Origin of the sequence: Kribbella sp. NPDC056861, assembly GCF_040687575.1 — a bacterium.
Taxonomy (GTDB): Bacteria; Actinomycetota; Actinomycetes; order Propionibacteriales; family Kribbellaceae; genus Kribbella.
In genome coordinates this window covers 410,981-432,128 of sequence record NZ_JBFBNQ010000006.1, presented here as the reverse complement: position 1 = coordinate 432,128, position 21,148 = coordinate 410,981, and the positions used below count along the sequence as shown (strand labels likewise).

Sequence of the window (21,148 nt, the reverse complement as noted above, 5' to 3'; positions counted from 1 at the left end):
AGTCCCGGTCCACCGGCGGGTAGAGAGAATCGACCTCTACTCGCCGGTGGCCCCATCCGCGAGTTCCCGCGCGATATCGAGCTGCCCAACGTGCCGCGCGTGCTCCTGCAGCACGTGAAACAGAATCCAGTTCAGCGTCGGCGCCATGGCGGCATCCCCGAACCGGCCACCGACAGCACCCTTCGCCGCGAGATCGCCAGTCACCACCTCCCTGGCCCGTACGCCGCCCGCCCGCAACGCGACCAGGAGCTCAGCGAGGTCGTCCTCCGGCTCCAACTGCCAGGGATGGTCCTCCACCCCGGCGGAGTCGCCGAACGGCTGGTCGAACGGCTCAGCGACGAACCCCCAGCGCAACCACCGTCGTTCCATGAACACAAGGTGTTTGAGCAGTTCCAGTGGGGACCAGCCGGATGGGAGCCGGCTGGTCCGCAGTTCCGCGTCACTCAGCCCGGTGAGCTTCCGCTCGACCGTCTCGCGGTAGAAGTCCAGCCACGCCAGATGCAGCTCCCGGGTGTCCCCGAGCTGGTCGTCCGGCAGCATCACAACCCCCGCAAGTGCTCGGCGGTCGCCTGGTCAGCGGGGAAGAACGACTCGATCATCAGCTCCGACACCGTCACGTCCAACGGCGTTCCGAAGGTCGCGATCGTGGTGAGCAGCGACAACTCGCGATCCCCATGCCGAAGCTTCATCGGTACGACGACCTCGGCCGCCGCCGCGAGTTCGGTCCGCTCACTGCCGGCGTAGCCGCGCAGTTCGTCGTACAGGTCCTGCAGCTCGGGGTCCGCCGTACTGGCAACCTGCCGCTGCAAGCTGGACAGCGCGCTCGCGCGGACCTCAGCCAGGTTGCCGATCCGCGGCGCCATCCCGTCGGGGTGCAGCGTGAGGCGCAGCGCGTTGATCGGCGGCTTGAGCAGCTCCACCGAAACTCCCTCGGTGAACAAGGCGATCCCGGCGTTCGCCTCGACGATGTTCCACCACCGATCGACCACCAGCGCGGGGTACGGTTCATGGGCCTCGAGCAACCGCCGCAACGCCTCCCGTACTGCGAGCATCGTCGGCGAGTGCAACGACGACTCGCTGTAGATCGGCGCGTAGCCACCGGCCAGCAGCAACTGGTTGCGATCCCGCAGCGGTACGTCGAGATGCTCCGCCAGCCGCAGCACCATCTCGCGACTCGGCTTCGACCGCCCGGTCTCGACGAAACTCACGTGCCGGGTGGACACCTCGACCTGATTGGCCAGATCCAGCTGACTGAGCCGGCGACGCTCCCGCCACCCCCGCAACAGCTCACCCACCGGGCGCTGAAACGTCTCCTCGATCGTCGCCGTCATGCCCCGACGGTAACCGCTGAGGTGGTCACCACGATGACCTCCAACGTCATCGACCACCCCCCGCTCACTAGCTCAGCCGGGCATAGAAGCTGAGCCGCCGGACGCTCGCATCATCCAGTCCGGCCTCAGCTATCCGGCGGCGAAGCCGTGCTTTCTGCTTCTCGTCCGACAACTGTCCACTGTTGGCGCTTGTCCGGAACCAGTCGGTCAGCCTGATCCGGCCTTGGCGGCTCAACTCAGGGTCGGGGTCCGCCATCAGCCGCAGGATCGACTCGAGTGCCCACCAGGGCCCGCCACCTACCTCGACCCGGGTGGCGCCGGCCCGCGACCACGGTTGCTCGCAGGCCCATGCGGCGTCCACAAACTCGGCCGTCACATCCCGTGGCAACGACGCCAATGCAGTCGCCGCGGCGCCGACCACCTTGGGCGACGCATCCAGCAGCAACGGACCCAGCAGCCCGGCCCGCTCATCACTGCCGAGCCAGCCGGCCACAGCCTTGACCGCTGCCAGTCGCACCGCCGGCCCTCGATCCGCGAGGTGCTCCAGAACCAACGGGAGATCGCTCGCGTCACCGGTCTCAGACAACCCCGACACCAACCCTGTACGGCGACCCGCCACGATCCGACCAGCGCCGAGAGCCACGTCGCGGTAGGTCTTGGCCGGGTCGCCACCTCGCCGTCGACAACGCCATTGGGCCAGTTCGCGGACCCGCGCCGACCGATCGAACAGCGCGTGCTCGATCTGCTCATCGCCCAGCAGCTCTTCAGGCAACCGGAGCAGCCCAGCCATGCGCAGTTCGACGTACCGGCTGGTGAGGAGCCTCGGTGCGAGTTCGGCGTCGGCTTGTTGGGCCAGAGCATCGGCACACCGCACTCGGATCCACTGATCGTTGTCAAGGGCCCCTATCTCCAGCTCGGCCCGCGCGAGGGTGCCATCCGCCAGCCCGTGCTGATATGCCCACCGCCGCAGGTCGCGTACGCCGGCTGTGCGCATCCCCGCAAGCTGTTCGTCGGTCAACCGCTTCGCATACTCGTCGAGCAAACCCCCGCCGTGCAGGCGCCGACGGACGACCAGCAGGACCTCCATCGCGACCAGGGCAGGCGGCAATGCGAACAACAACTCGCGCGCCTGCGCCCGGATCTGCGGGACGTGATCGGCGGTCCGGAGCGCCAGCAGGACAGCCGCGAGTTCACCGGGCAGTTGGGACAGCGCGCGCTCCCGCAGTCGCCCGTCGTAGTACAGGCTCGCCAGCACCGCTCCCAGTCCGGTCGTCTCATCCGGATCAGGGCGTTTGCCGATGGCCGGGCCGGCATAGCTGGGCTGGGAGCGAGCGACGTCGTCGAGCCGGACCAGGTCTTCGCCCTGCAGATTCGCGAGCCAGGTGAGCCCTTCGCGCCGGGCGCTTGTCCGCAAAGGAGTCTCCAGCGCGTGACTCAGCCGCAGCAGGGCTTCGCGTGCCTCGGTCACGGTCATGGTCACGTCGCCGATTGTCCCGGCACGACACCAGGAGGCGCCACAGGTTTGCCGGCTCAGGGGTAGGTCAGGGATGTACTACGACTTTCGTCGGTGGGGTGGCCCGCCCGATGGGGGATGCTCGGGCGGTTGTCCCTTGCCTAGGTTCAACACATGAAAACACGTTGGAAACAAGGGCTTTCAGTGGCGGTGATTGCTGCCGGCATCAGCGGCTTGCTGGTGCCGGGTGTGGCGACGGCCAAGCCGGCGGGGATCAGTTGGAGTGAGTGCAAGCCGGGCAGCGTCGAGCAGTGCGGCAAGCTGAGTGTCCCGCTGGACTGGGCGAAGCCGGCGGGAGCCAAGACCGAGATCTACGTCGCGCGGGTGCCCGCGAAGGATCAAGCGCACAAGCTCGGGTCGTTGACGTTCAACCCCGGCGGTCCCGGTGGTGCCGGGGCGTCGATCTTCGCGGACGGGCTGGCCGACCGGCTGTTCCCCGACTATCGCGATCGCTACGACCTGGTCAGCTTCGATCCGCGGGGTAGCGGCAGCAGTACGGCGCTCGCCTGCGGCCCGGTACTGCGTCCCGGAGTACCGGTATTCCCCAAGAACAAGGCGCAGTACGACGCGATGGTTGCCTCCAGTCGCGCGACGGGTGAGGCGTGTCTGAAGAAGCACGGCGACTTCCTGCGCAACCTCGACACCCGCACGGCCGCGCGCGACATGGACGCGATCCGGGCAGCGCTGGGTGAGGAGAAACTCAACTTCATCGGCCTGTCCTACGGCTCCTACCTCGGTACGACGTACGCGCAACTCTTCCCGCAGCGGGTCGGCCGGATGGTGCTCGACGGGATCCTCGACCATGCGCAGGGGGCGACCCGGCTCATGCTCGACGAGGCCCGGACGATGGAGGACACCTTCAACCGGTTCGCCGCGTGGTGTGACAAGGACGCGTCGTGCGCGCTGCACGGGCAGGACGTCGGCAAGGTCTGGGACAAGCTGGTCGCGAAGGCAGACAAGACGCCGCTGCCGGTGCCTGATCACCCGCCGGTCACTGGTGACACGCTGCGGATGACGTTGCCGGCGCTGATGCCGAAGACCGATTTCATCGGCAACCCGTGGCCGCCGCTGGCCGAGGGGATTGCCCAGGCAGTCGAGGGCGATGCCTCGTTGTTCGCCGAGACGAGCTACCTCGGCGACTACGAGACGGCGTACGCGGCGGTGTCGTGCATGGATCTCCCCGGTGAGCTCAAGGGGTACGCCGACGCGAAGGCCCGGCTGGCGCTCGCCAAGGCAGTCGCGCCGCGCGTCGGCGCCGCGGTCGAAGGCTGGGTGATCACGGCAGCGTGTGCGGGCTGGCCGATCAAGCCCAGCAACCCGTGGCAGCCGACGCCGGTGAACGGCGTGCCGCCGATCCTCCTCACCTCGACCAAGCACGACCCGTCGACTCCGGTCAGCAACGCCTACGGGCTCGCCCGGCAGATCCAGGGCAGCCGGTTGGTGGTCGCCGACGACGCGATCGGGCATACGGCGTACCTCAACTCGGCCTGTGGTCGCGCGGCGATCGCGGCGTACCTGATCGACGGCAAGCTGCCGCCGAAGCGCTCTACCTGTCGCTGAGCGGAGCAGTGCTCTCCCGGACGATCAGCTCGGTGGCCAGCTCGACCTTGGGGCTCTCGAGTTGGTCGCCCTGGAGCAGCCGGAGGATCGTCCGGGCGGCGACCATGCCCATCTGGGTCAGCGGCTGGCGGACCGTCGTCAACGGCGGGCTGGCCCAGGTGGACTCGGGCAGATCGTCGAAACCGACCACGCTGATGTCGTCGGGTACCCGCAGCCCGCGACGGCGTACAGCTTCGTAGACGCCCAGCGCCATCTGGTCGCTGGACGCGAAGAAGGCCGTCGGCGGATCGGCCGAGTCGAGCAGCTGACCGGCGCCGGCGAAGCCCGACTCGTGGTAGAAATCGCCCTCGTAGATCAGCCCGTCCGCCGACAGCCCGTCCGCCGACAGCCCGGCAGCGTCGAGCGCGGCCCGATAGCCGTCCTGCCTGGCGCGACTGCAGAGCAACCGCGACGGCCCGGCGATCAACCCGATCCGGCGATGACCGAGCGAGATCAGGTGCTCGGTCGCGCTCAATCCGCCGGCCCAGTTGGTCGCGCCGACCGTCGGCACAGCCAGACCCGGTACTCCGGCAGGGTCGATCACCACGGTCGGCACCTGCAGCCGCCGCAACTCCGCTTGCAACTTCGGCTCCAGACCCGACGTCACCAAGATGACGCCGTCGGACGCGCGGGCCTGCAGGTTCTGCATCCACTGCTGCGCCGCCGTCGACTGCCGATGGATCGCGGACACCACCGTCCCCATCCCGGAACTGTGTGCGACCTCCTCCACACCCCGGATGATCTCCACCGCCCACGGACTGTCGAGATCGTTGAAGACCAGGTCGATCAGGTTGGCCCGCTCCACCCGCCGCGATCCGCGCCGGCGATACCCGTGGTGGTTGAGCAGCCCCTCGACCTTCGCCCGGGTGCCCGCCGCCACGTCGGCGCGGCCGTTCAGCACGCGGGACACGGTCGGCACCGAAACTCCCGCCTCCTTGGCGATGTCGGTGATCGTGACGCGCTCAGTGGTGGGCATCCAGCCTCCTTCGATCGACCGGACGCCCCAACTCAGCCGACAACCGCACCGCGTCGAGCAGTTCGATGGTGTCCGAGCCCGGATGATGCCCGCCACAGCCCTCCGCATGCCGAAGACCTTCGTCCCACGCCTGCGCCACCGGCTCCTCCCGCCCCGGTACCGCGGTGATCCGCCACTGGCTGCAGTCGCTGACCTCCACCGTCGCGTGCTCGAAGTCGAACCGCAGGTAGTTGACCTCCCGCGGCGCCAGCGAGCTGCTCACCACGTTGGCGATCGTCCCGTCCGCAAACGTCACCAGCGCAGCCGACAGATCCTCGGTCGCCGTACGCCGGGTCCGTCGGCTGGCCACCGCGACCACACTCGTCCACTCCCCGAGCACAGCCAGCAACAACTCCAGCTGATGCCTGTACTCCGGTACGGTCCCCGGCGCGAGGTACTCCGCCGGCCGCAACCACAAGGTGTTGCAGACCGCGCTCACCACCCGCCCCCACCGGGCGTCACCCGCCACCCGCCGCAACGGCACCTGCAAACAGGATGCGTCCACGCCGACCGCCCTCCTGAAAATTATCGAAACTCCCCCGGTTGATTCAGGCTAAGTTCGCCCGGAACCAGCGTCAATCTTTCCGATAATTATCGGAAAGCGGCCAGCAGTCGCCGACACCGCTCAGGGTCCTCGGTCAGCCCGGCGCTCAGCCCCCAGAGCCAGTAGCTGACAGTCCGGAACACCACCCAGTTCCGCGCCCGCTCCTCGCTGAGCCCGGCCTCCTGCACGACCGTGCCGAAGTGCTCGCGGATCTCCGCATCGGTCTCCATCTCGTCCAACCGGGTCCAGAGCATCCGGGCCAGGTCGTACTCGAGGTCGCCGCGGTACAGCAACGGGTCGACGACAAGCCACGGCTCGCGGGCGCCACGCAGTACCTGGTCGGAGTGGAAGTCGCCGTTGACGGCCAGCTCGGAGCTGGACTCCGACAGCTGTGGAGCGATCGCGAGTGTTTCGTCGAGCAGCGCTGCGTCGAAGGGTTGGCCGTATCGCTGCCAGTCCGCCTCGAGTTCCGTGGCGCGTCTCCCCGCGATTGCTGCGGTCGAGGGGACGTCCGGGGGCGCTGGTACGGCGAGCCGGCGCATCAGTTGGCCGAGGACGGTCATCGCCTCGCCGATCGGCTCGGCCGACAGGGAACTGCCGAGACGCTCCAGGAGCATCGCGCCGTTGGGGAGATCAGCGGCGTACAGGCGAACCATGCCGCGACCGTCCCACCAGCGCAGCGCCTCGGCCTGCTCGGCGACGTCAGGGCCGGGCGGTGTCATTCGTAGCACGAGGGGTTCGCCGGAGCGGGTGACCCGTATTGCGATCGCGTTCGATCCGTGGGAGATGGCTCCGTCCGGCTCGAGTCCCCAGTGATCGCACTGCCGCTCGACCGCCGCGGGGAGCTCGGCCAGCCAGTGTTGGCCCTCCGACCACCAGCGGGGCATTGCCAGGAAGGTGCCGGGGAGCTCGATCATTCGGCCCACCGTAGCGAGACGATCGGCGTCTGGTCTCCCTGTTGGCGCTTCGGCGGATCATGATGTGGGTCATGGGCGGAGATCTGGAGGGCGGGGATGAGTAACCTGCAGTTCGATCCGGAGGTGTCGCGGCAGATCGAGTCGGTCTACACGACACCCGACGTGATCGAGCAGCGTCGGGTGGTGCGGACCGCGCTCGCGCTCCGGCCGGGCGACCGGGTCCTCGACGTCGGCGTCGGACCGGGTTTGCTGGCCGCGGAGATGGCGGAGGAGGTCGGTTCCGGCGGGCGGGTCTGCGGGATCGACATCAGCGACAGCATGCTGGCGATCGCGAGAACTCGCGCCCAGGTGCCGGACGGCCCGACGATCGAGCTGGTGCACGCCGATGCCGGGCGCATCCCGCACGGCACCGAGAGCTTCGACGTGGTCGTCTCCACCCAGGTCTTCGAGTACCTCAACGACGTACCGGGCGCCCTCAACGAGATCCGCCGAGTACTACGCCCCGCCGGCCGCGTGGTCCTGCTGGACACGGACTGGGGTTCGATCGTCTGGCGCTCCACCGACGACACCCGGATGAGCCGCGTCCTGACTGCCTTCGAAGAGCACCTCGAGGATCCGCATTTGCCGCGCACACTCGGCGACGCGTTGGACAAGGCGGGCTTCACGGTCACACACCAGCAGGTGGTCCCGATGCTCAACACCGGCTACGACGCCCGCACCTACAGCGCCGGGCTGATCGACATCGTCGAGGCGTTCGTGCCGGGTCGAGCGAAGGTGACCGAGCAGGAGGCGACGGCCTGGGCAGACGACTTGCGCGGCCTGGGTGACAGCTACTTCTTCAGCCTCAACCGCTACCTCTTCGTCGCCTCAGCGCTTTAAGACGAACAGAAAACCCGAGCTGGTCCGCCGGCAGCTGCGGACCAGCTCGGAGTACTGGGGTTACTGCTTGCGGAGGCCGGCGAAGAAGACGCGGAGGTCGTCGGTGACGTCGAGCGGGCGTTCGAGGGAGGCGAAGTGGCCGCCGGCCTTGAAGTTGCTCCAGTGGACGATGTTCGAGTTGTCCCGTTCGGCCAGCGAGCGGATGGACTTGAAGTCGTCGGCGAAGACGGCGGCGCCGGTCGGGGCGGAGTTGATGGCTGGTTCGGTGCCAGCGTGCGCTTCCTCGTAGTGGTAGCGCCCCGCGGCGGCTGACGTGTTCGTGAACCAGTAGAGGGTGACCTCGGCGAGGATCTGGTCGGCGCTGACCAGGCTGGTGCCGTTGCCGAAGTTGTTGAACAGCTCGTTCCAAGCCAGCTGGCCGACCGGGGAGTCCGAGATGCCGACGGCAACCGTCTGCGGGCGGGTCGAGTTGATCGCGTTGTAACCGCCGACCGACTGGAACCACTGCATGTGCTCGAGCGCCGCGTAGTCCTCCGGGCCGAACTTCTCGAACTCCGACGGGTCACCCGACGGGAAGGAGAAGAGCTGCAGGACGTGCAGGCCGAGGAAGCCGGGAGGGTTGAGCAGGCCGAGTTCGCGGGAGATCATCGCGCCGCCGTCGGAACCGTGGGCGCCGTACGACGAGTAGCCGAGCCGGCGCATCAGCGTGTCGAAGGTGCGGGCGACGCGGGCCATCGTCCAGCCGCGGTCGGCGAGCGGAGTACTGAAGCCGAAGCCGGGGATCGACGGCACCACGACCGAGAAGGCGTCCTCAGGCCTGCCGCCGTGGGCGACCGGGTCGGTGAGCGGGCCGATCATGTCGAGGAAGTCGATGAACGAGCCGGGGTACGTGTGGATCAGCAGCAGCGGCGTCGCGCCCTCGACCGCCGATGGGACGTGGATGAAGTGCACGTTCTGCCCGTCGATGTCGGTCGTGTAGTGCGGGAACGCGTTCATCCGCGCCTCCTCCGCGCGCCAGTCGAACTGGTGCTGCCAGCGGTCGACCATCTCGGCGAGGTAGGCGTTCGGAGTACCGAGCTCCCAGTCGTCGCCGGGGGCCGGCTCGGGCAGCCGGGTGTTCGCCAGCCGGGCGTTCAGGTCGTCGACGTCCGCCTGCGGTACGTCGATCCAGAAGGGCTTGATGGACTCTGCGGAGGTGCTGCCGTTGTTGTTCATGGCTTTACCGTAGGAGCCATATAGGAACGTTGGATTCCTATTCAACCAACGACTTTTGCGGCAGCAGTCGATCGACCGTCGACCGGCCGATCTCACGCAAAGCCTCCGTGCTCATCTCCGTCTTCAACAGGAACTGCAGCCCCTGCAGGATGGTCAGCAGCAGCCGGCCCAGCTCCCGCGGATTGGTGTCCTCCGGCAAATCCCCCTCGGCCACAGCCCGGGCGACCCCGTTCGTGAGGCAGTCCTCGACCGCCTGGTACGTCGCCCGCGCGCACCCCATCACCTCGGGATCGCGCGCCGCGAGCTCGGTCGAACTGTTCGCCAGAAAGCAGCCGCGACTCGCCTTGACCGCTCCCTCGGACTCGGCAGGGTCCACAACGAAGAAGCCCCGCAGTGCGTCGATAGCCCGCTCGTCGCGCCCAACAGCCTCGCAGACGCCAGATGAGGTCTCGTGCGCGTAATCGTTCAGCACCTTGACGAACAACTGGTGCTTGTCGCCGAACGCGCCGTACAAGCTGCCCTTGCCCAGCCCGGTCGCCTTCATCAGGTCGTCGAGCGAGGTGGCGGCATAGCCCTTCTGCCAGAACTCGTCCCGCGCAGCCCGCAGTACCTGCGCCTCGTCGAACTTCCTCGGCCTACCCATACCGCCCAGCATACCGCGTATTTGACCGATCGGTCCTAAAGAGCTTTACTGGACCGTATGGTCAAAAACTCACTGCAAGGTAAGAACGCCCTGGTCACCGGCGGCACCCGCGGCATCGGCGCAGGCATCGTCGCCGAACTGCTGGCCGCCGGCGCCACGGTCGCCACCACCTCCCGTACACCGGTCGACAACCTGCCGGCCGGAGTCCACTACATCCAGGCCGACCTCGGTACGCCGGAAGGCGCGGCTCACCTCGGCGCGGAGACCCTGAAGCACTTCGACGGCAAGCTCGACATCCTGGTCAACAACGTCGCCGCCAGCCAGGCGTACCCCGGCGGTATCGCGACGATCCCGGACGAGGAATGGCTGACCGCGCTGAACGCGTCGTACCTGAGCACGGTCTGGGTCACCCAGCGGCTGCTGGCCGGCCTGATCGAGGCCAAGGGAGCAATCGTCAACATCTCCTCCACCGTGACGCTGGACGCCGTACCGCCGCTCGCGCACTACGCCGCGGCGAAGGCGGCGCTGGAGAGGTACAGCCTGACCCTGGCCGCCGAACTCGCCCCGAAGGGCGTCCGGCTCAACGTGGTCATCCCCGGCAACGTGACGACGCCGGGTGGCAACAAGGTTCGCCAGGAGATGGCGGACGGCTTCGGCGTCCCCGTCGAGGCCTTCACCGACGGTACGCCGCTGGGCCGCGTCGGCATCCCGGTCGACATCGCCGCGGCCGTCGCCTTCCTGGTCTCCGACCAGGCCGAGTGGATCACCGGCAGCAAACTCCTGATCGACGGCGGCGCGTCAGTAGGCCTGGCCGCCTGACCGCCAGAGCTCGGCCGTCTGCGCCTCGGTGTCTTCATCGTGGATGCGCTGAAGGTTCCGCCCACCCCGCGAGAACGTGTACGCCGTACCGCTCGGAACCGCCGATTCGGGAACCGGTGAGCTGGACCAGTCGCAGGCACGAACGTGCACAAGGTCGGCAGCCGCCGCGCCCGGCGATGCGTCGTACTGCCACGAACCGGTCAGGCGGCCGAGGTAGTAGGGGCCGTCCGGTTCTCGGGTCCACATGAACGCGCCGACGGGGATCTCAGCAAAGCGCTGCAGGCGGCGGGCGGTGCGTACGTCGTACGTGAGAGCGGTTGCGGTCAGCGCATCGGCGAGATCGGCAGGCGGGGGATTGAGGCGGCCGCCGAATCCACAGACGCCGAGGGTGAGAGCGCGATCCACGGCGAGGCCGACCGGTACGTCGTCGCGCCGCGAACGCAGCGGGGCGCGGTACACGGGAAGCGTCATGCGAAGTTCCGATCGAGCGCTGTCCAGCGGATTCGGGAGTGACGGCCAGGGGCGGGCGTACCGTGGGATACGCCCGCCGCCGTCGGTCGTTCTCCCGCCCCTCAGTGGGAGAACTCGCGGCTCGGTGAGCACCACCCATGCCCGAATGGGGCCGACTGAACCGCGGGACTGTCTACTCGTACCCCACCAGGTGCCGCTCACACCCGCGGACTCGGAAAACTTGACGTTCCTCATACACCGGCGCACACCCGCATGGACGGATGACACCGGCCGCCCCTACCCTGATTGACGATTCCGTGGCCGGGGGAGGTCGCGGACGTCGCAGGGGGAGGATCGATGACGGACGTCTTCGACGCGATCGAAGAGGACGAACTGACCGAGGACCAGCTGGATCAGCTGGAAGCGCTCGGCGCCGCCGAGGACGCGGAGCTGATCCTCGGGCAATTAGATGCCTGAGGCAAGGATCGTCTGGCGGCGGACGCAGCTGAACCGGCGGACCGTCGCGATGCTGGTGGCGGCCGAGAAGCTGTACCAGTCGCAGTTCAAGTTCATCCAGGGCTCGTACAACAAGGGCGGGGTCGAGGCGTCGGCCGGCACCCACGACGGTGGCGGCGCGGTCGACATCGACGTGGTGAGGCAGAGCCCGGCCCAGCGCCGGGCGATCCTGCTCGCGCTGCGCAAGGTCGGCTTCGCCGCCTGGATCCGTACTCCGGCGCAAGGCCGCTGGCCGTACCACGTGCACGCGATCGCGGTCGGCGACAAGGATCTGTCCCGCGGCGCGGCGATCCAGGTGCTGGAGTACAAGCGCAAGCGCAACGGCCTGGCCAATCGCGGCGCGGACGACGGCCCGCCCGGGTACTACGGGATGACCTGGGAGCTCTATCTCAAGGCGCACCCGGCACCGGTGCCGCCCGCGGTACCGGACTCGTCCATTTCGCGCGCCGCGATGGCCTACGCGCGTACCCACGACGCGATGACCGGTGCCTGGGGTGCTGATCGGGCCCGGGTGATCGCCTGGGCGGCGCATCCGCGGGTCGGGGCGATCACCAAGGCCGAGACGGTGCCGGCAGCCGGGGTGTCGTGGCATCTGCACTTCCAGCGCGTACTGCGCAAGGTCGAGCTGAAGTTCGGGCTGCCGCCCACCGGCATCTTCAATGAGGGGATTGCCGCGGTGATGCGCCGCTACGGCTACACGATCACCGCCTGACGCGCAGTACGAGACCAACGACAAGGCCCCACCGGTAGCAGCCGGTGGGGCCTTGATTGGTCCACTACCGCCCGAACATCTCCGGTGCAGCTGTGGAGGTGGAGAGCGGAACCGACGCCGATGCAGGGGTCAAGACGTCAGCTCCGCTTGCCTATGGGGTTATCTCGCGTCGACCGCCCAGACGTGTGCCTGGTGGGACTCGAGGTCTCGCTGCATGCCGACCGGGGCGCCGTTGGCTCCGAGGTGCTGGAGCGTCGGTACGACGACCGCTCGCACGTCCGACCGCTTCACTTCGTCCAGCAGCGCGTGGAACGCGGCGGACTCGGCGGCGTCGCGCTCGGTGTACACCGTGCCGAGGGTGAATCCCTCGGCGCTGGCGAACACCGCGAGCGAGTTCGTGGCCGCGGCCAGTTCCTCGGCGCAGCTGAGCGCGTCGGCCCGGACGTAGCCGAGCAGCGTCGGACGGGTGGTCATCGCGCCGGGGTCCCGATCGCGTCGACGAGAACCGGCTCGCTGGTCACCCGCAGGGAGGCGAACCGGCGGCGCATGGCTTCTTCGTACTGCGCTGCCTGGTCGACGTCCGCGGTGTGATCAGCGATCGTGGTGGCGCCGAACCAGACCCGCACGCGGCGGTGCGAGGCGGGAATCTCGATCGACTCGGTCATGGCTGGTCCTTCGTGTTCTCGAGGCGGCTGCCCGACGCTGGGCATATGGAAAGAACACCTCAAAAAGCCGCACCCCGGAATAGCCGGGCAGGGACCTTTACAGAGGGTTTACGCAGTGTGCTGGTCCGGTGAAACCGCTGGTCAGAAGTGCCGGGAGCGGTTCCGGGAACAGACTGCCTTTATGGCCTGTCAAGAATGTTTGCGGGAATTTGCCAATAACGATTCGGCCACCATGAAAACCTTTTCAACCTGGCGTTAAAGGTAGGACTTCCAGGTAACTCCGGGCGCTCACCCGGACACGGAGCGGGAGTATTGCGCCGCGTTTCGGGGCGGAGGCGCGCTGGATCAGCGTTGGCGCCGCTCCAACCGGGAGTTCTGCCCAGGACCGTAACTCCGGCAGATCAGGGTCAGCGTATCCGGCTGAGCTTCGCCGGATGCCCCGGTACTGCGAACAGTGTGATCGGCGCGGCTAGTACTGCGAGGGTGGCGATCACGTTGAGTGTGTTCGCCAAACCGATGAGGCCGACCAGGGCCGGCGCGGCGAGGGCCCCGATCACGACGCTGAGTGAGTCCATCGCGAAGAAGAGCGCGCCGATTCGGCTGAGTAGGTCGGTGGGGGCTACTCGCTGGACCGTGGTTTCAGCGGTGATCAGCAGGATGCTGCCGGGAAAGCCGATCAGCGCCGCGCCGGCGATTGCCCACGCGAGGCTCGGGGCGTTGAACATGGCGGCGAATCCAGCGGCCGTCGCCAACTGTGTGGTGATGAGCAAGTCGCGGATCCCCAACCAGGTAAGGGCTTTCGGACTGAGTGCGGCGCCGAGCAGAAAGCCGACGCCCAATCCCGAGATCAGGTAGCCGACACTCGAGCCGGATACGTCGAGACGCTCGACGGTAAAGGGGACAAGCAGCGCGGTCGCGCCGGCATTGGCGGTCAGAAAGACGCCGTTGGTGATCAGCAGACCTTGGAGAATCTTGCTTTTGACAACACCGCGCAGGCCTTCTTCGAGAGCCCGGAATCCGTTGTCTGTGGCGCTTCTCGGGAGCTGTCGATGCCGGAGCGAGGCGATGATTGCCGCTGACAATAGATAGCTGACGATGTCGACCGCGAGCACGAACTTGATCCCCGGCCCGGCGAGCAGCAAAGCGCCGAGAGGCGGCGCGGTCAGCCGGATGACGCTGCCGGAGAACGCGGGTGAGCGAGTTCGCCGCCACCAGTCCGTCGCCGGTCCCCACGACCGCCGGGGTGAGGGCTCTGGCGGCGGGTCTGAAGACTGTGGTCGCCACGCTCTCGGCCAGTACTGCGACGTACACGATCCATACTCGGTCGGCGGAATCGGCGAAGAGGATCATCGTGACGGCCGCCGCGCTCGCGAGGTCGGCCAGCCACATCGCGCGGGAGAGGTTCCAGCGGTCGAGCAGCACGCCGGCCCACGGTCCGACGATCAATGCCGGCAATGCCTCGAGGGCGACCGCGAGGCCTGTCGCCGCGGCCGACCCGGTCAGTTGGAACACGTGTACCGGGATCGCCACCACCAGCAGCCAGGACCCGATGCCGGAGATCCCGCCGCTGATCCAAAGCCGCCGGAAGTCGGGGTTCCGCAAGATCCTCACGATTGCGGGAGGTATCTCCACAGAACACTTCTTGGCAAAAGTGTTCTGTGGAGATAGTCTGCTCGGTGTGGACCTGAGTGCTGAGTTGCGCGACCGACGGAAGGCGGCCAACCGCACGATCGCGTCCGTCGCCGTCGATGCCGGGCTGTCGGTTCCGTACATCGCCAATCTGGAGAACGGCCGCGGGAATCCCACTCTCGCCGCTCTCGACCGGCTGGCTACCGCCCTCGGTACGAGGTTGCAGGTGACCCTCGTCGATGAGCAGCCGCCGACTACCTCCTCAAGCACTGCTTCAGAACTGCTGGCAACCTCCGCTCGCGCACCCCGGGTCGTCGCCGAGCTTGCCGCTGCCCGCGGCGACACCAAGCGGGTGGTCGAGCGCGACCTGCTCGCCACCCTCGACGCCCTCGGCAAACTCCTCCCCGGCGTCGAGCCGAGCACTGCGGACCTCGACCGCCTTCTGGACCTCCTTCTGCTCGCGGCCAAAACCTGAGCCTTTGTCGGGCCGTCCCGCTAGGGTCGACAGGGTGGGAATCGCAGCGCGGATCGCATCCGCTCAGATGCAGGGTTTGACTCGGGCACGCCGGCAGATCGTGGCCGGACCGCTGGTCGGCATGTTGCACGACGAGGACGTCTGGTTCCTCTCGGTCGCGGTCGCCGCCGAACCGGGGACGCCGTTCGACCCCGATGAGGTGACCTGGGCGCTGGACACCGTTCGCAAGGCCTTCGCCGCCGAAGGACGCTGGCTGCACGCCGAACTGATCGAGGAAGCCAACCCCGGTCTGGCCGAGGCGCTCGAGGCCAACGGGATGACGATCGTCTCGCGCCCACCCCTGCTGGTGGTCGAGCCCGCTGATCTGAAGCTCCCCGACCTCCCCGAAGGCATCACCGCGACGGTTGTCACCTCGGCCGAGGAACAGGCCGAAGCCGATGCGGTCGCCGCTGACGCCTACGACACCGAGGATGCGGCGAATCCCTTCCAGCCCAACCCGGCCAACGGCGCCACTGTGCTGATTCGCCAGAACGGCGTACCGGTCGCCACTGCCGCCTGGACCGCGATCGCCGACGGCGTCACCGAGGTCGCGGGCGTAGGCACACTCCACTCGCACCGCCGCCAGGGCCTGGGTGCCCTCGCAACGGCGTACGCGACTCAGCAAGCCTTCGAAACAGGCGGCGCGGCCCTTGCCTGGCTCACCCCGGGTGACGACGGCGCCGACCGCATCTACCGCCGCCTCGGCTACGAGCCCAAGGCGACCGCGGTGCACCTCGGCGACCCCGGCGGGCATCTGGCCGAGCTCCGGTAGACGACGTGACTACGCCACCCTTGTCACCAGTCCGGATCGGTGCTCTTGCGCCGCTGACTCGGCCTGGCTGGGCCGAGGCCGGCAGCCATTTGCTGGCTGGAATGACGCTGGCCGTCCGCGAGGTCAACGCGGCTGGCGGGATCGACGGCAGGCCGATCGAGTTGCTGGTCCGCGACACCGCGGCTGATCCGCAGCGGGCCGCCGCAGCCATCGACGAGCTGGCAGGCTTGGGCGTTGTCGCCGTGGCGGGGGAGTATCACAGCGTCGTCGCGCGCTCCGCTGCTGCCCGAGCCGATGCGCTCCAACTGCCGTTCCTCTGTTCCTCAGCGGTCCTCGACGCGCTCACCGAGGAGCCGACCGAGTGGGTCGCGCGCCTGTGCCCGCCACAGTCCCGCGGCTGGCGGCTCTTCGCAGACTTCCTGCACGACAAGGGCCACCGCCGAATCGCAGTAGCAACCCAGCCGAGCGTCTACTGGGCCGCGGGTGTCGGCCTGCTGCGTGACCAGCTCAGATCACACGGCGATACCGTCACCGAACTCGACCTCAACGCCCTCGACCCAGCAGCCGTATGCGACGAACTTGTCAACCATCGCGCAACCGCCCTGCTGCTACTCGCCGGCCACCCAGAGCCGGTGGTGTCACTCGTCAAGGCCGTCCGCGCCGACTATCGCCTCGCCGAACTCCAACTCGCCGCGCCGGCCGGTCAGCCGGAGTTCGCCGAGTGGGCGGCATCGCTGGGCGTCGACGGCACCGCTGTCCCGTTCCTCCGCTACCTGCCGGAAACCCTGACCCCACTAGGCACCCGGGTCGAGACGTCCCTGCGCGAGGAGTTGGGCGGGGCACCGTCCTTCGTCGCCCTCGAGGGCTACGACACGATCACCGTCCTCACCGCAGTACTGCGCACTCACGGCTTGGACCGAGCACGCATTGCCGGTGCCTGGGCGAGCGTCGCCGTCGAAGGCACCCGCGGGGAGATCCGATTCACCCGGACGCCAGGCATCAACGTCTGGCAATGGACTTGGCCGCCGATCCAAATCGTCGACCGCGACCCAGCCGCCCCCAACCACTTCCGAATCCTGCACACCGGCTGATCAGCACTCCGCCTGGCCAACACCGGCTGACCGCTTGACCGGCTGGCCAGCATTGGCAGATCCGCTGGCCAACACCGCGTCACCGCCGACACTGCCTGACCACCGACTCCGGCTGACCGGCTGGCCAACACCGCCTGATCGCCTGATCACCGGCGCCGGCTCACAGCTCTCGCCACCGACACCGCCTGACCAGCTGAATGACCTCGTCGGTCACATCAACGCCGACGCTCCGGCTATCCCAGCAGCTTCGTGAACATCAGCGTCGCATCATCATCGAGCCGGATCGTCTCGCCAGGCGGCACCGGCTTCCAGTCGTACATCACCCCGCGCCCATCCGGCAGATACCCACGCTGCACATACATCCGCTGCGCCGACCCGTAGTCGGCATACAACCCGACCCCGATCCCGATCACACTCGCCCGCTCAGCCGCCCGCGCCTCAGCCGCATCCATCAACGCATTCCCGATCCCCCGCCGCCGGAACACCGGCAACACGTTGAGATCCTGCACCTCCGGAATCCCCGCACCATGGTCGTACGTCGGCTCCCAGGTCAACGTCACGTACCCCGCAAGTTCCCCATCCACCGTCGCCACGAACACATCCCGCTCACCCCGAAGCTGCTGCCCCAACAGCCCCTCGTACCGCGCAACCGTCCGCCCCGGCCACCCCAACGCAGTGAACGCCTCGGAGATGACCACCGGATCCCCATCAACCATCGCCCTGATCTCCAGCACACCCATCAGCACCCCTCCGTCGCCCTGCACGCAACGTACGTCCCCACCACCCACCAGGCGACCGAATTACCTGCCCGCGGCAGCAGGTGGTCAGCAGATGCCAGCCCGAAGCTTGGCCAGCGAGGTCTACGGCGTCTTCAAGGTCGGGCAGAGCAGGACCCGCATCGAAGGCATTCGCGCTAGACGCCGAGCACCGCACGAGCGCTACGGCGCATGCGGTGAAGCACACAGCGCAGCACGAGCGGCAGGGCACACGCGGCACGGCGCGCTGCACGGCACACGCGGCACGGCACGAGCGACGCAGTACGCGGGCTGCGCGGCACACCCTGCGCAGCACGAGCGGCACACATGCGCGGCGCGGCACACCCGGCGTGGCATGCGACGCAGTACGAGCCGCACGACACACCGGCATGGCGCACGCGGCGCAGTACGGGCGGCATGGCATGTGCGGCGTGCAGTACGAGCCGCACGGAACGAGCTATACGGCACACCCGGCGCGGCATGCGCGGCGCAGCACATGTGGCGCAGCACGAGCGGCACGGCACACCCGACGCGGCACGAGCGGCGTAGTACACGGGGCGCGGTACACCCGGCACGGCATGCGCGGCGCAGTACGAGCGGCACGGCATGCGCAGTACGGCGTGCGCGGTTCGGCTCGAGGCGAGCGGCACACGAGGCACGGCGCGAGCGGCGCGGCGCACCCGGCACGGCACGAGCGGCGCGGCGCACCCGGCACAGCACGCGTGGCGCGGCACACGCGGCGCAGTACGGGCGGCGCGGCATGCGCGGAGCAGTACGAGCGGTACGGCACGAGCGGCGGGGCACATGCGGCGCACGCAGTACGAGCGGCACGATGCGCGGCGTCGGCCCCGCGCCCACTCGCGTCGTTAGAGGTGGTCGGTGACGTGTGCCTCGAGCGGGCCGAGCAGCCCGAAGTTCACGTGGGTGTGGATCGTGTTGCAGTTGGTCAGATTCGGCTTGTACGCCGTTCTTGCGAGGTGAAGCGCAGCGTCACGAGCTTGGTGGAAAGCCGAACGGCCGGCAACCCCGATGGGGTGGCCAGCCGCTCGAAGGTGTCCTACGAATCAGCGGACCGTGAAGCCTGCCTTGCGGAAAGCATCGGCCAGCGAACCCTCGTCCATCGGGACGTCCTTGGCCGGTTGCGCACTGCCACCCTGCCGACCGCCCTGACCGCCGGCACCAGCACCGCGACCGCCGCCACCGGAACCACCCGGTCCACGACCACCGCCACCAGATCCACCAGCACCAAGCCCACCAGCACCCGGTCCGCGACCCCCGCCACGGTTCTCGCCGCTACGGGCCGAGCGACCCTCACCCGAGCGCCCGCCCGACGTCGGCGCGCCGACCTCATCATCAAGACGCAGCGTCAGCGAGATGCGCTGGCGAGGGATATCGACCTCGAGCACCTTGACCTTGACGATGTCGCCCGGCTTGACCACCTCGCGGGGGTCCTTCACGTAGTTCTTCGAGAGCGCCGACACGTGCGCCAGACCATCCTGGTGTACGCCGATGTCGATGAACGCGCCGAAGGCCGCCACGTTGGTGACCTGGCCTTCCAGCCGCATCCCGGGCTTCAGGTCGCCGATCTTCTCGACGCCGTCGGCGAAGGTCGCGGTCTTGAACGCCGGTCGTGGGTCACGTCCGGGCTTCTCCAGTTCGGCCAGGATGTCGGTCACCGTCGGCAGGCCGAACATGTCGTCCACGAAGTCCGCCGCCTTCAGCGACTTCAACGCCGGCGAGCCGATCAGTGACTTGAGGTCCGCGCTGGTTGCGTCGAGGATCCGGCGCACCACCGGGTACGCCTCGGGGTGCACGCTGGACGAGTCCAGCGGGTCCGCGCCGCCGGGGATCCGGAGGAAGCCGGCCGCTTGCTCGAATGCCTTCGGGCCGAGTCGCGGCACCTCCTTCAGCGCGGTCCGCGACTTGAACGGACCGTTCTGGTCGCGGTAGATGACGATGTTGTCGGCCAGCCCCTGGGTGATCCCGGAGACCCGGGTCAGCAGCGGCGCGGAGGCGGTGTTGAGGTCGACGCCGACCGCGTTCACCGCGTCCTCGACCACCGCGTCCAGCGAGCGCGACAGCGAGGCCTCCGGCAGGTCGTGCTGGTACTGCCCGACGCCGATCGACTTCGGGTCGATCTTCACCAGCTCGGCCAGCGGGTCCTGCAGCCGGCGCGCGATCGACACCGCGCCGCGCAGCGTGACGTCCATCCCGGGCAGCTCGGCCGACGCGAACGCGGACGCGGAGTACACCGAGGCTCCAGCCTCCGACACGACCGCCTTGGTCAGCTTGAGCTCCGGGTGCTTGGCGATCAGCTCGGCCGCCAGCTTGTCGGTCTCCCGGGACGCCGTGCCGTTGCCGATAGCAATCAAATCGACCTTGTGTGCGGCGGCCAACGCGGCCAGTGTCGCGACCGAGCGGTCCCATTGGTTCTGTGGGACGTGCGGGTAGATCACACCGGTGGAGACGACCTTGCCGGTCGCGTCGACAACGGCGACCTTCACGCCGGTCCGGAAGCCCGGGTCGAGCCCCATTGTCGCGCGCGTGCCGGCGGGCGCCGCGAGCAGCAGGTCGCGCAGGTTTGCCGCGAAGACGCGGACCGCCTCGTCCTCGGCGGCCTGCCGCAACCGGGTGCGCAGATCGATGCCGAGGTGCACCAGGATCTTCGTCCGCCAGGCCCATCGAACCGTCTCGACCAGCCATTGATCGGCCGGCCGCCCCTGGTTCTCCACGCCGAACTTGCGGGCGATGGACGCCTCGTACTCCGTCGGCCCGTCCGCCGCCTCGACGCCCGCGGGCTCCGGCTCGACGGTCAGCGACAGCACTTCTTCCTTCTCGCCGCGGAACATCGCCAGGATCCGGTGCGACGGCATCTTGGTGAACGGCTCGTCGAAGTCGAAGTAGTCGGAGAACTTCGCGCCGTCGGTCTCCTTGCCCTCGCGCACCTTCGAGCCGAACCGGCCCCGGCTCCAGACCCGCTCGCGCAGCTCGCCGATCAGGTCGGCGTCCTCGGCGAACCGCTCGACCAGGATCGCCCGAGCGCCGTCCAGCGCGGCCTGCGCGTCCGCCACGTCGCCGGTCACGAAGACCGTCGCGGCGGCCAGCGGCGGCACGCTCGGGTCGGCCAGCAGGCCGTCCGCGAGCGGCTCCAGCCCGGCCTCGCGGGCGATCATCGCCTTGGTCCGGCGTTTCGGCTTGAACGGCAGGTAGATGTCCTCCAGCCGCGACTTGGTCTCCGCCGCCAGGATCGACGCCTTCAGCGCGTCGTCCAGCTTGCCCTGGCTCTCGATCGACTCGAGCACGGTCGCCCGGCGCTCTTCCAGCTCCCGCAGGTACCGCAGGCGCTCCTCGAGGGTCCGCAGTTGCGAATCGTCGAGCTCGCCGGTCACCTCCTTGCGGTACCGCGCGATGAAGGGCACCGTCGAGCCCTCGTCCAGCAGCCCGACGGTCGCCCGCACCTGGCCCACGCCGACTTCCAGTTCGTCAGCGATCCTCTGCTCGATCGACTGCAATGCCACTGTCCCGCATCCCCTCTAAATCCGATGACAGGCGAGCTATCTGCCCCGCTC

General features: G+C 68.3%; 21 protein-coding genes. 7 read left to right on the top strand and 14 right to left on the bottom strand.

Annotated elements, in window-relative coordinates:
* Positions 1–36: 36 nt before the first annotated feature.
* The 3 genes from AB0P21_RS30235 to AB0P21_RS30225 form a co-directional block, all read right to left on the bottom strand.
* A complete protein-coding gene (locus AB0P21_RS30235) occupies positions 37–540 on the bottom strand; it encodes a DUF664 domain-containing protein (RefSeq protein ID WP_363700728.1) in 504 nt (167 codons plus the stop codon).
* Complete coding sequence (locus AB0P21_RS30230) at positions 540–1,331, bottom strand: helix-turn-helix transcriptional regulator (protein WP_363700726.1); 792 nt, start codon at positions 1,329–1,331, stop codon at positions 540–542. Before AB0P21_RS30230 ends, AB0P21_RS30235 begins: the two co-directional genes overlap by 1 nt.
* 67 nt (positions 1,332–1,398) lie before the next feature.
* Positions 1,399–2,811: a hypothetical protein gene (locus AB0P21_RS30225; RefSeq protein WP_363700724.1), complete on the bottom strand. Its 1,413-nt coding sequence runs from the start codon at positions 2,809–2,811 to the stop codon at positions 1,399–1,401.
* Positions 2,812–2,958: 147 nt separating this feature from the next.
* Here AB0P21_RS30225 and AB0P21_RS30220 point away from each other — a divergent pair, with 147 nt between their 5' ends.
* On the top strand, positions 2,959–4,404 hold the full coding sequence (locus AB0P21_RS30220) for an alpha/beta hydrolase (RefSeq protein ID WP_363700723.1): 1,446 nt from the start codon (positions 2,959–2,961) through the stop codon (positions 4,402–4,404).
* On the opposite strand, the gene AB0P21_RS30215 is transcribed toward AB0P21_RS30220, so the two are convergent.
* From AB0P21_RS30215 to AB0P21_RS30205, 3 genes are all read right to left on the bottom strand, one after another.
* Entirely contained in the window at positions 4,391–5,419 is a 1,029-nt protein-coding gene (locus tag AB0P21_RS30215) for a LacI family DNA-binding transcriptional regulator (RefSeq protein WP_363700721.1), read from the bottom strand. The genes AB0P21_RS30220 and AB0P21_RS30215 overlap by 14 nt on opposite strands.
* Positions 5,406–5,963: a hypothetical protein gene (locus tag AB0P21_RS30210; RefSeq protein ID WP_363700719.1), complete on the bottom strand. Its 558-nt coding sequence runs from the start codon at positions 5,961–5,963 to the stop codon at positions 5,406–5,408. The genes AB0P21_RS30215 and AB0P21_RS30210 overlap by 14 nt, the downstream gene beginning before the upstream one ends.
* Positions 5,964–6,049: 86 nt before the next feature.
* Entirely contained in the window at positions 6,050–6,919 is an 870-nt protein-coding gene (locus tag AB0P21_RS30205) for an aminoglycoside phosphotransferase family protein (protein ID WP_363700717.1), read from the bottom strand.
* Positions 6,920–7,015: 96 nt separating this feature from the next.
* Between AB0P21_RS30205 and AB0P21_RS30200 the strand changes: the two genes are divergently transcribed.
* Positions 7,016–7,798 (top strand): methyltransferase domain-containing protein, encoded by a 783-nt coding sequence (locus AB0P21_RS30200; RefSeq protein WP_363700715.1) that lies wholly within the window; start codon positions 7,016–7,018, stop codon positions 7,796–7,798.
* Between the two features lie 60 nt (positions 7,799–7,858).
* On the opposite strand, the gene AB0P21_RS30195 is transcribed toward AB0P21_RS30200, so the two are convergent.
* Positions 7,859–9,013 carry an epoxide hydrolase family protein gene (locus AB0P21_RS30195; RefSeq protein WP_363700712.1) on the bottom strand — a complete coding sequence of 385 codons (1,155 nt, stop codon included), beginning with the start codon at positions 9,011–9,013 and terminating at the stop codon, positions 7,859–7,861.
* A 37-nt stretch (positions 9,014–9,050) separates the two neighbouring features.
* Entirely contained in the window at positions 9,051–9,656 is a 606-nt protein-coding gene (locus AB0P21_RS30190) for a TetR/AcrR family transcriptional regulator (RefSeq protein ID WP_363700710.1), read from the bottom strand.
* Between the two features lie 57 nt (positions 9,657–9,713).
* Here AB0P21_RS30190 and AB0P21_RS30185 point away from each other — a divergent pair, with 57 nt between their 5' ends.
* Entirely contained in the window at positions 9,714–10,475 is a 762-nt protein-coding gene (locus tag AB0P21_RS30185) for an oxidoreductase (RefSeq protein ID WP_363700708.1), read from the top strand.
* Here AB0P21_RS30185 and AB0P21_RS30180 read toward each other — a convergent pair.
* A complete protein-coding gene (locus AB0P21_RS30180) occupies positions 10,455–10,946 on the bottom strand; it encodes a GAF domain-containing protein (RefSeq protein WP_363700706.1) in 492 nt (163 codons plus the stop codon). The genes AB0P21_RS30185 and AB0P21_RS30180 overlap by 21 nt on opposite strands.
* Before the next feature lie 448 nt (positions 10,947–11,394).
* On the opposite strand from AB0P21_RS30180, the gene AB0P21_RS30175 reads away from it, so the two are divergent.
* Positions 11,395–12,153 carry a hypothetical protein gene (locus AB0P21_RS30175; RefSeq protein WP_363700704.1) on the top strand — a complete coding sequence of 253 codons (759 nt, stop codon included), beginning with the start codon at positions 11,395–11,397 and terminating at the stop codon, positions 12,151–12,153.
* 159 nt (positions 12,154–12,312) lie between these two features.
* Here the strand turns inward: AB0P21_RS30175 and AB0P21_RS30170 are convergent, their stop codons facing one another.
* The 3 genes from AB0P21_RS30170 to AB0P21_RS30160 form a co-directional block, all read right to left on the bottom strand.
* Positions 12,313–12,627 carry a hypothetical protein gene (locus tag AB0P21_RS30170; protein ID WP_363700702.1) on the bottom strand — a complete coding sequence of 105 codons (315 nt, stop codon included), beginning with the start codon at positions 12,625–12,627 and terminating at the stop codon, positions 12,313–12,315.
* Positions 12,624–12,818: a hypothetical protein gene (locus tag AB0P21_RS30165; protein WP_363700701.1), complete on the bottom strand. Its 195-nt coding sequence runs from the start codon at positions 12,816–12,818 to the stop codon at positions 12,624–12,626. The genes AB0P21_RS30170 and AB0P21_RS30165 overlap by 4 nt, the downstream gene beginning before the upstream one ends.
* Positions 12,819–13,225: 407 nt before the next feature.
* Positions 13,226–13,984, bottom strand: a complete 759-nt coding sequence (locus AB0P21_RS30160; RefSeq protein WP_363701267.1) for an MFS transporter — start codon at positions 13,982–13,984, stop codon at positions 13,226–13,228.
* A gap of 26 nt (positions 13,985–14,010) precedes the next feature.
* On the opposite strand from AB0P21_RS30160, the gene AB0P21_RS30155 reads away from it, so the two are divergent.
* Genes AB0P21_RS30155 through AB0P21_RS30145 form a run of 3 tightly spaced genes read left to right on the top strand, consistent with a single transcriptional unit; the run spans position 14,011 to position 16,824 of the window.
* A complete protein-coding gene (locus tag AB0P21_RS30155; RefSeq protein ID WP_363700699.1) occupies positions 14,011–14,922 on the top strand; it encodes a helix-turn-helix transcriptional regulator in 912 nt (303 codons plus the stop codon).
* A gap of 34 nt (positions 14,923–14,956) precedes the next feature.
* Entirely contained in the window at positions 14,957–15,733 is a 777-nt protein-coding gene (locus tag AB0P21_RS30150) for a GNAT family N-acetyltransferase (RefSeq protein ID WP_363700697.1), read from the top strand.
* Positions 15,734–15,738: 5 nt separating this feature from the next.
* Complete coding sequence (locus AB0P21_RS30145) at positions 15,739–16,824, top strand: ABC transporter substrate-binding protein (RefSeq protein ID WP_363700695.1); 1,086 nt, start codon at positions 15,739–15,741, stop codon at positions 16,822–16,824.
* A 233-nt stretch (positions 16,825–17,057) separates the two neighbouring features.
* Here the strand turns inward: AB0P21_RS30145 and AB0P21_RS30140 are convergent, their stop codons facing one another.
* On the bottom strand, positions 17,058–17,564 hold the full coding sequence (locus tag AB0P21_RS30140; protein WP_363700693.1) for a GNAT family N-acetyltransferase: 507 nt from the start codon (positions 17,562–17,564) through the stop codon (positions 17,058–17,060).
* Positions 17,565–18,643: 1,079 nt separating this feature from the next.
* Complete coding sequence (locus tag AB0P21_RS30135; RefSeq protein ID WP_363700691.1) at positions 18,644–21,097, bottom strand: Tex family protein; 2,454 nt, start codon at positions 21,095–21,097, stop codon at positions 18,644–18,646.
* Between the last annotated feature and the right edge of the window lie 51 nt (positions 21,098–21,148).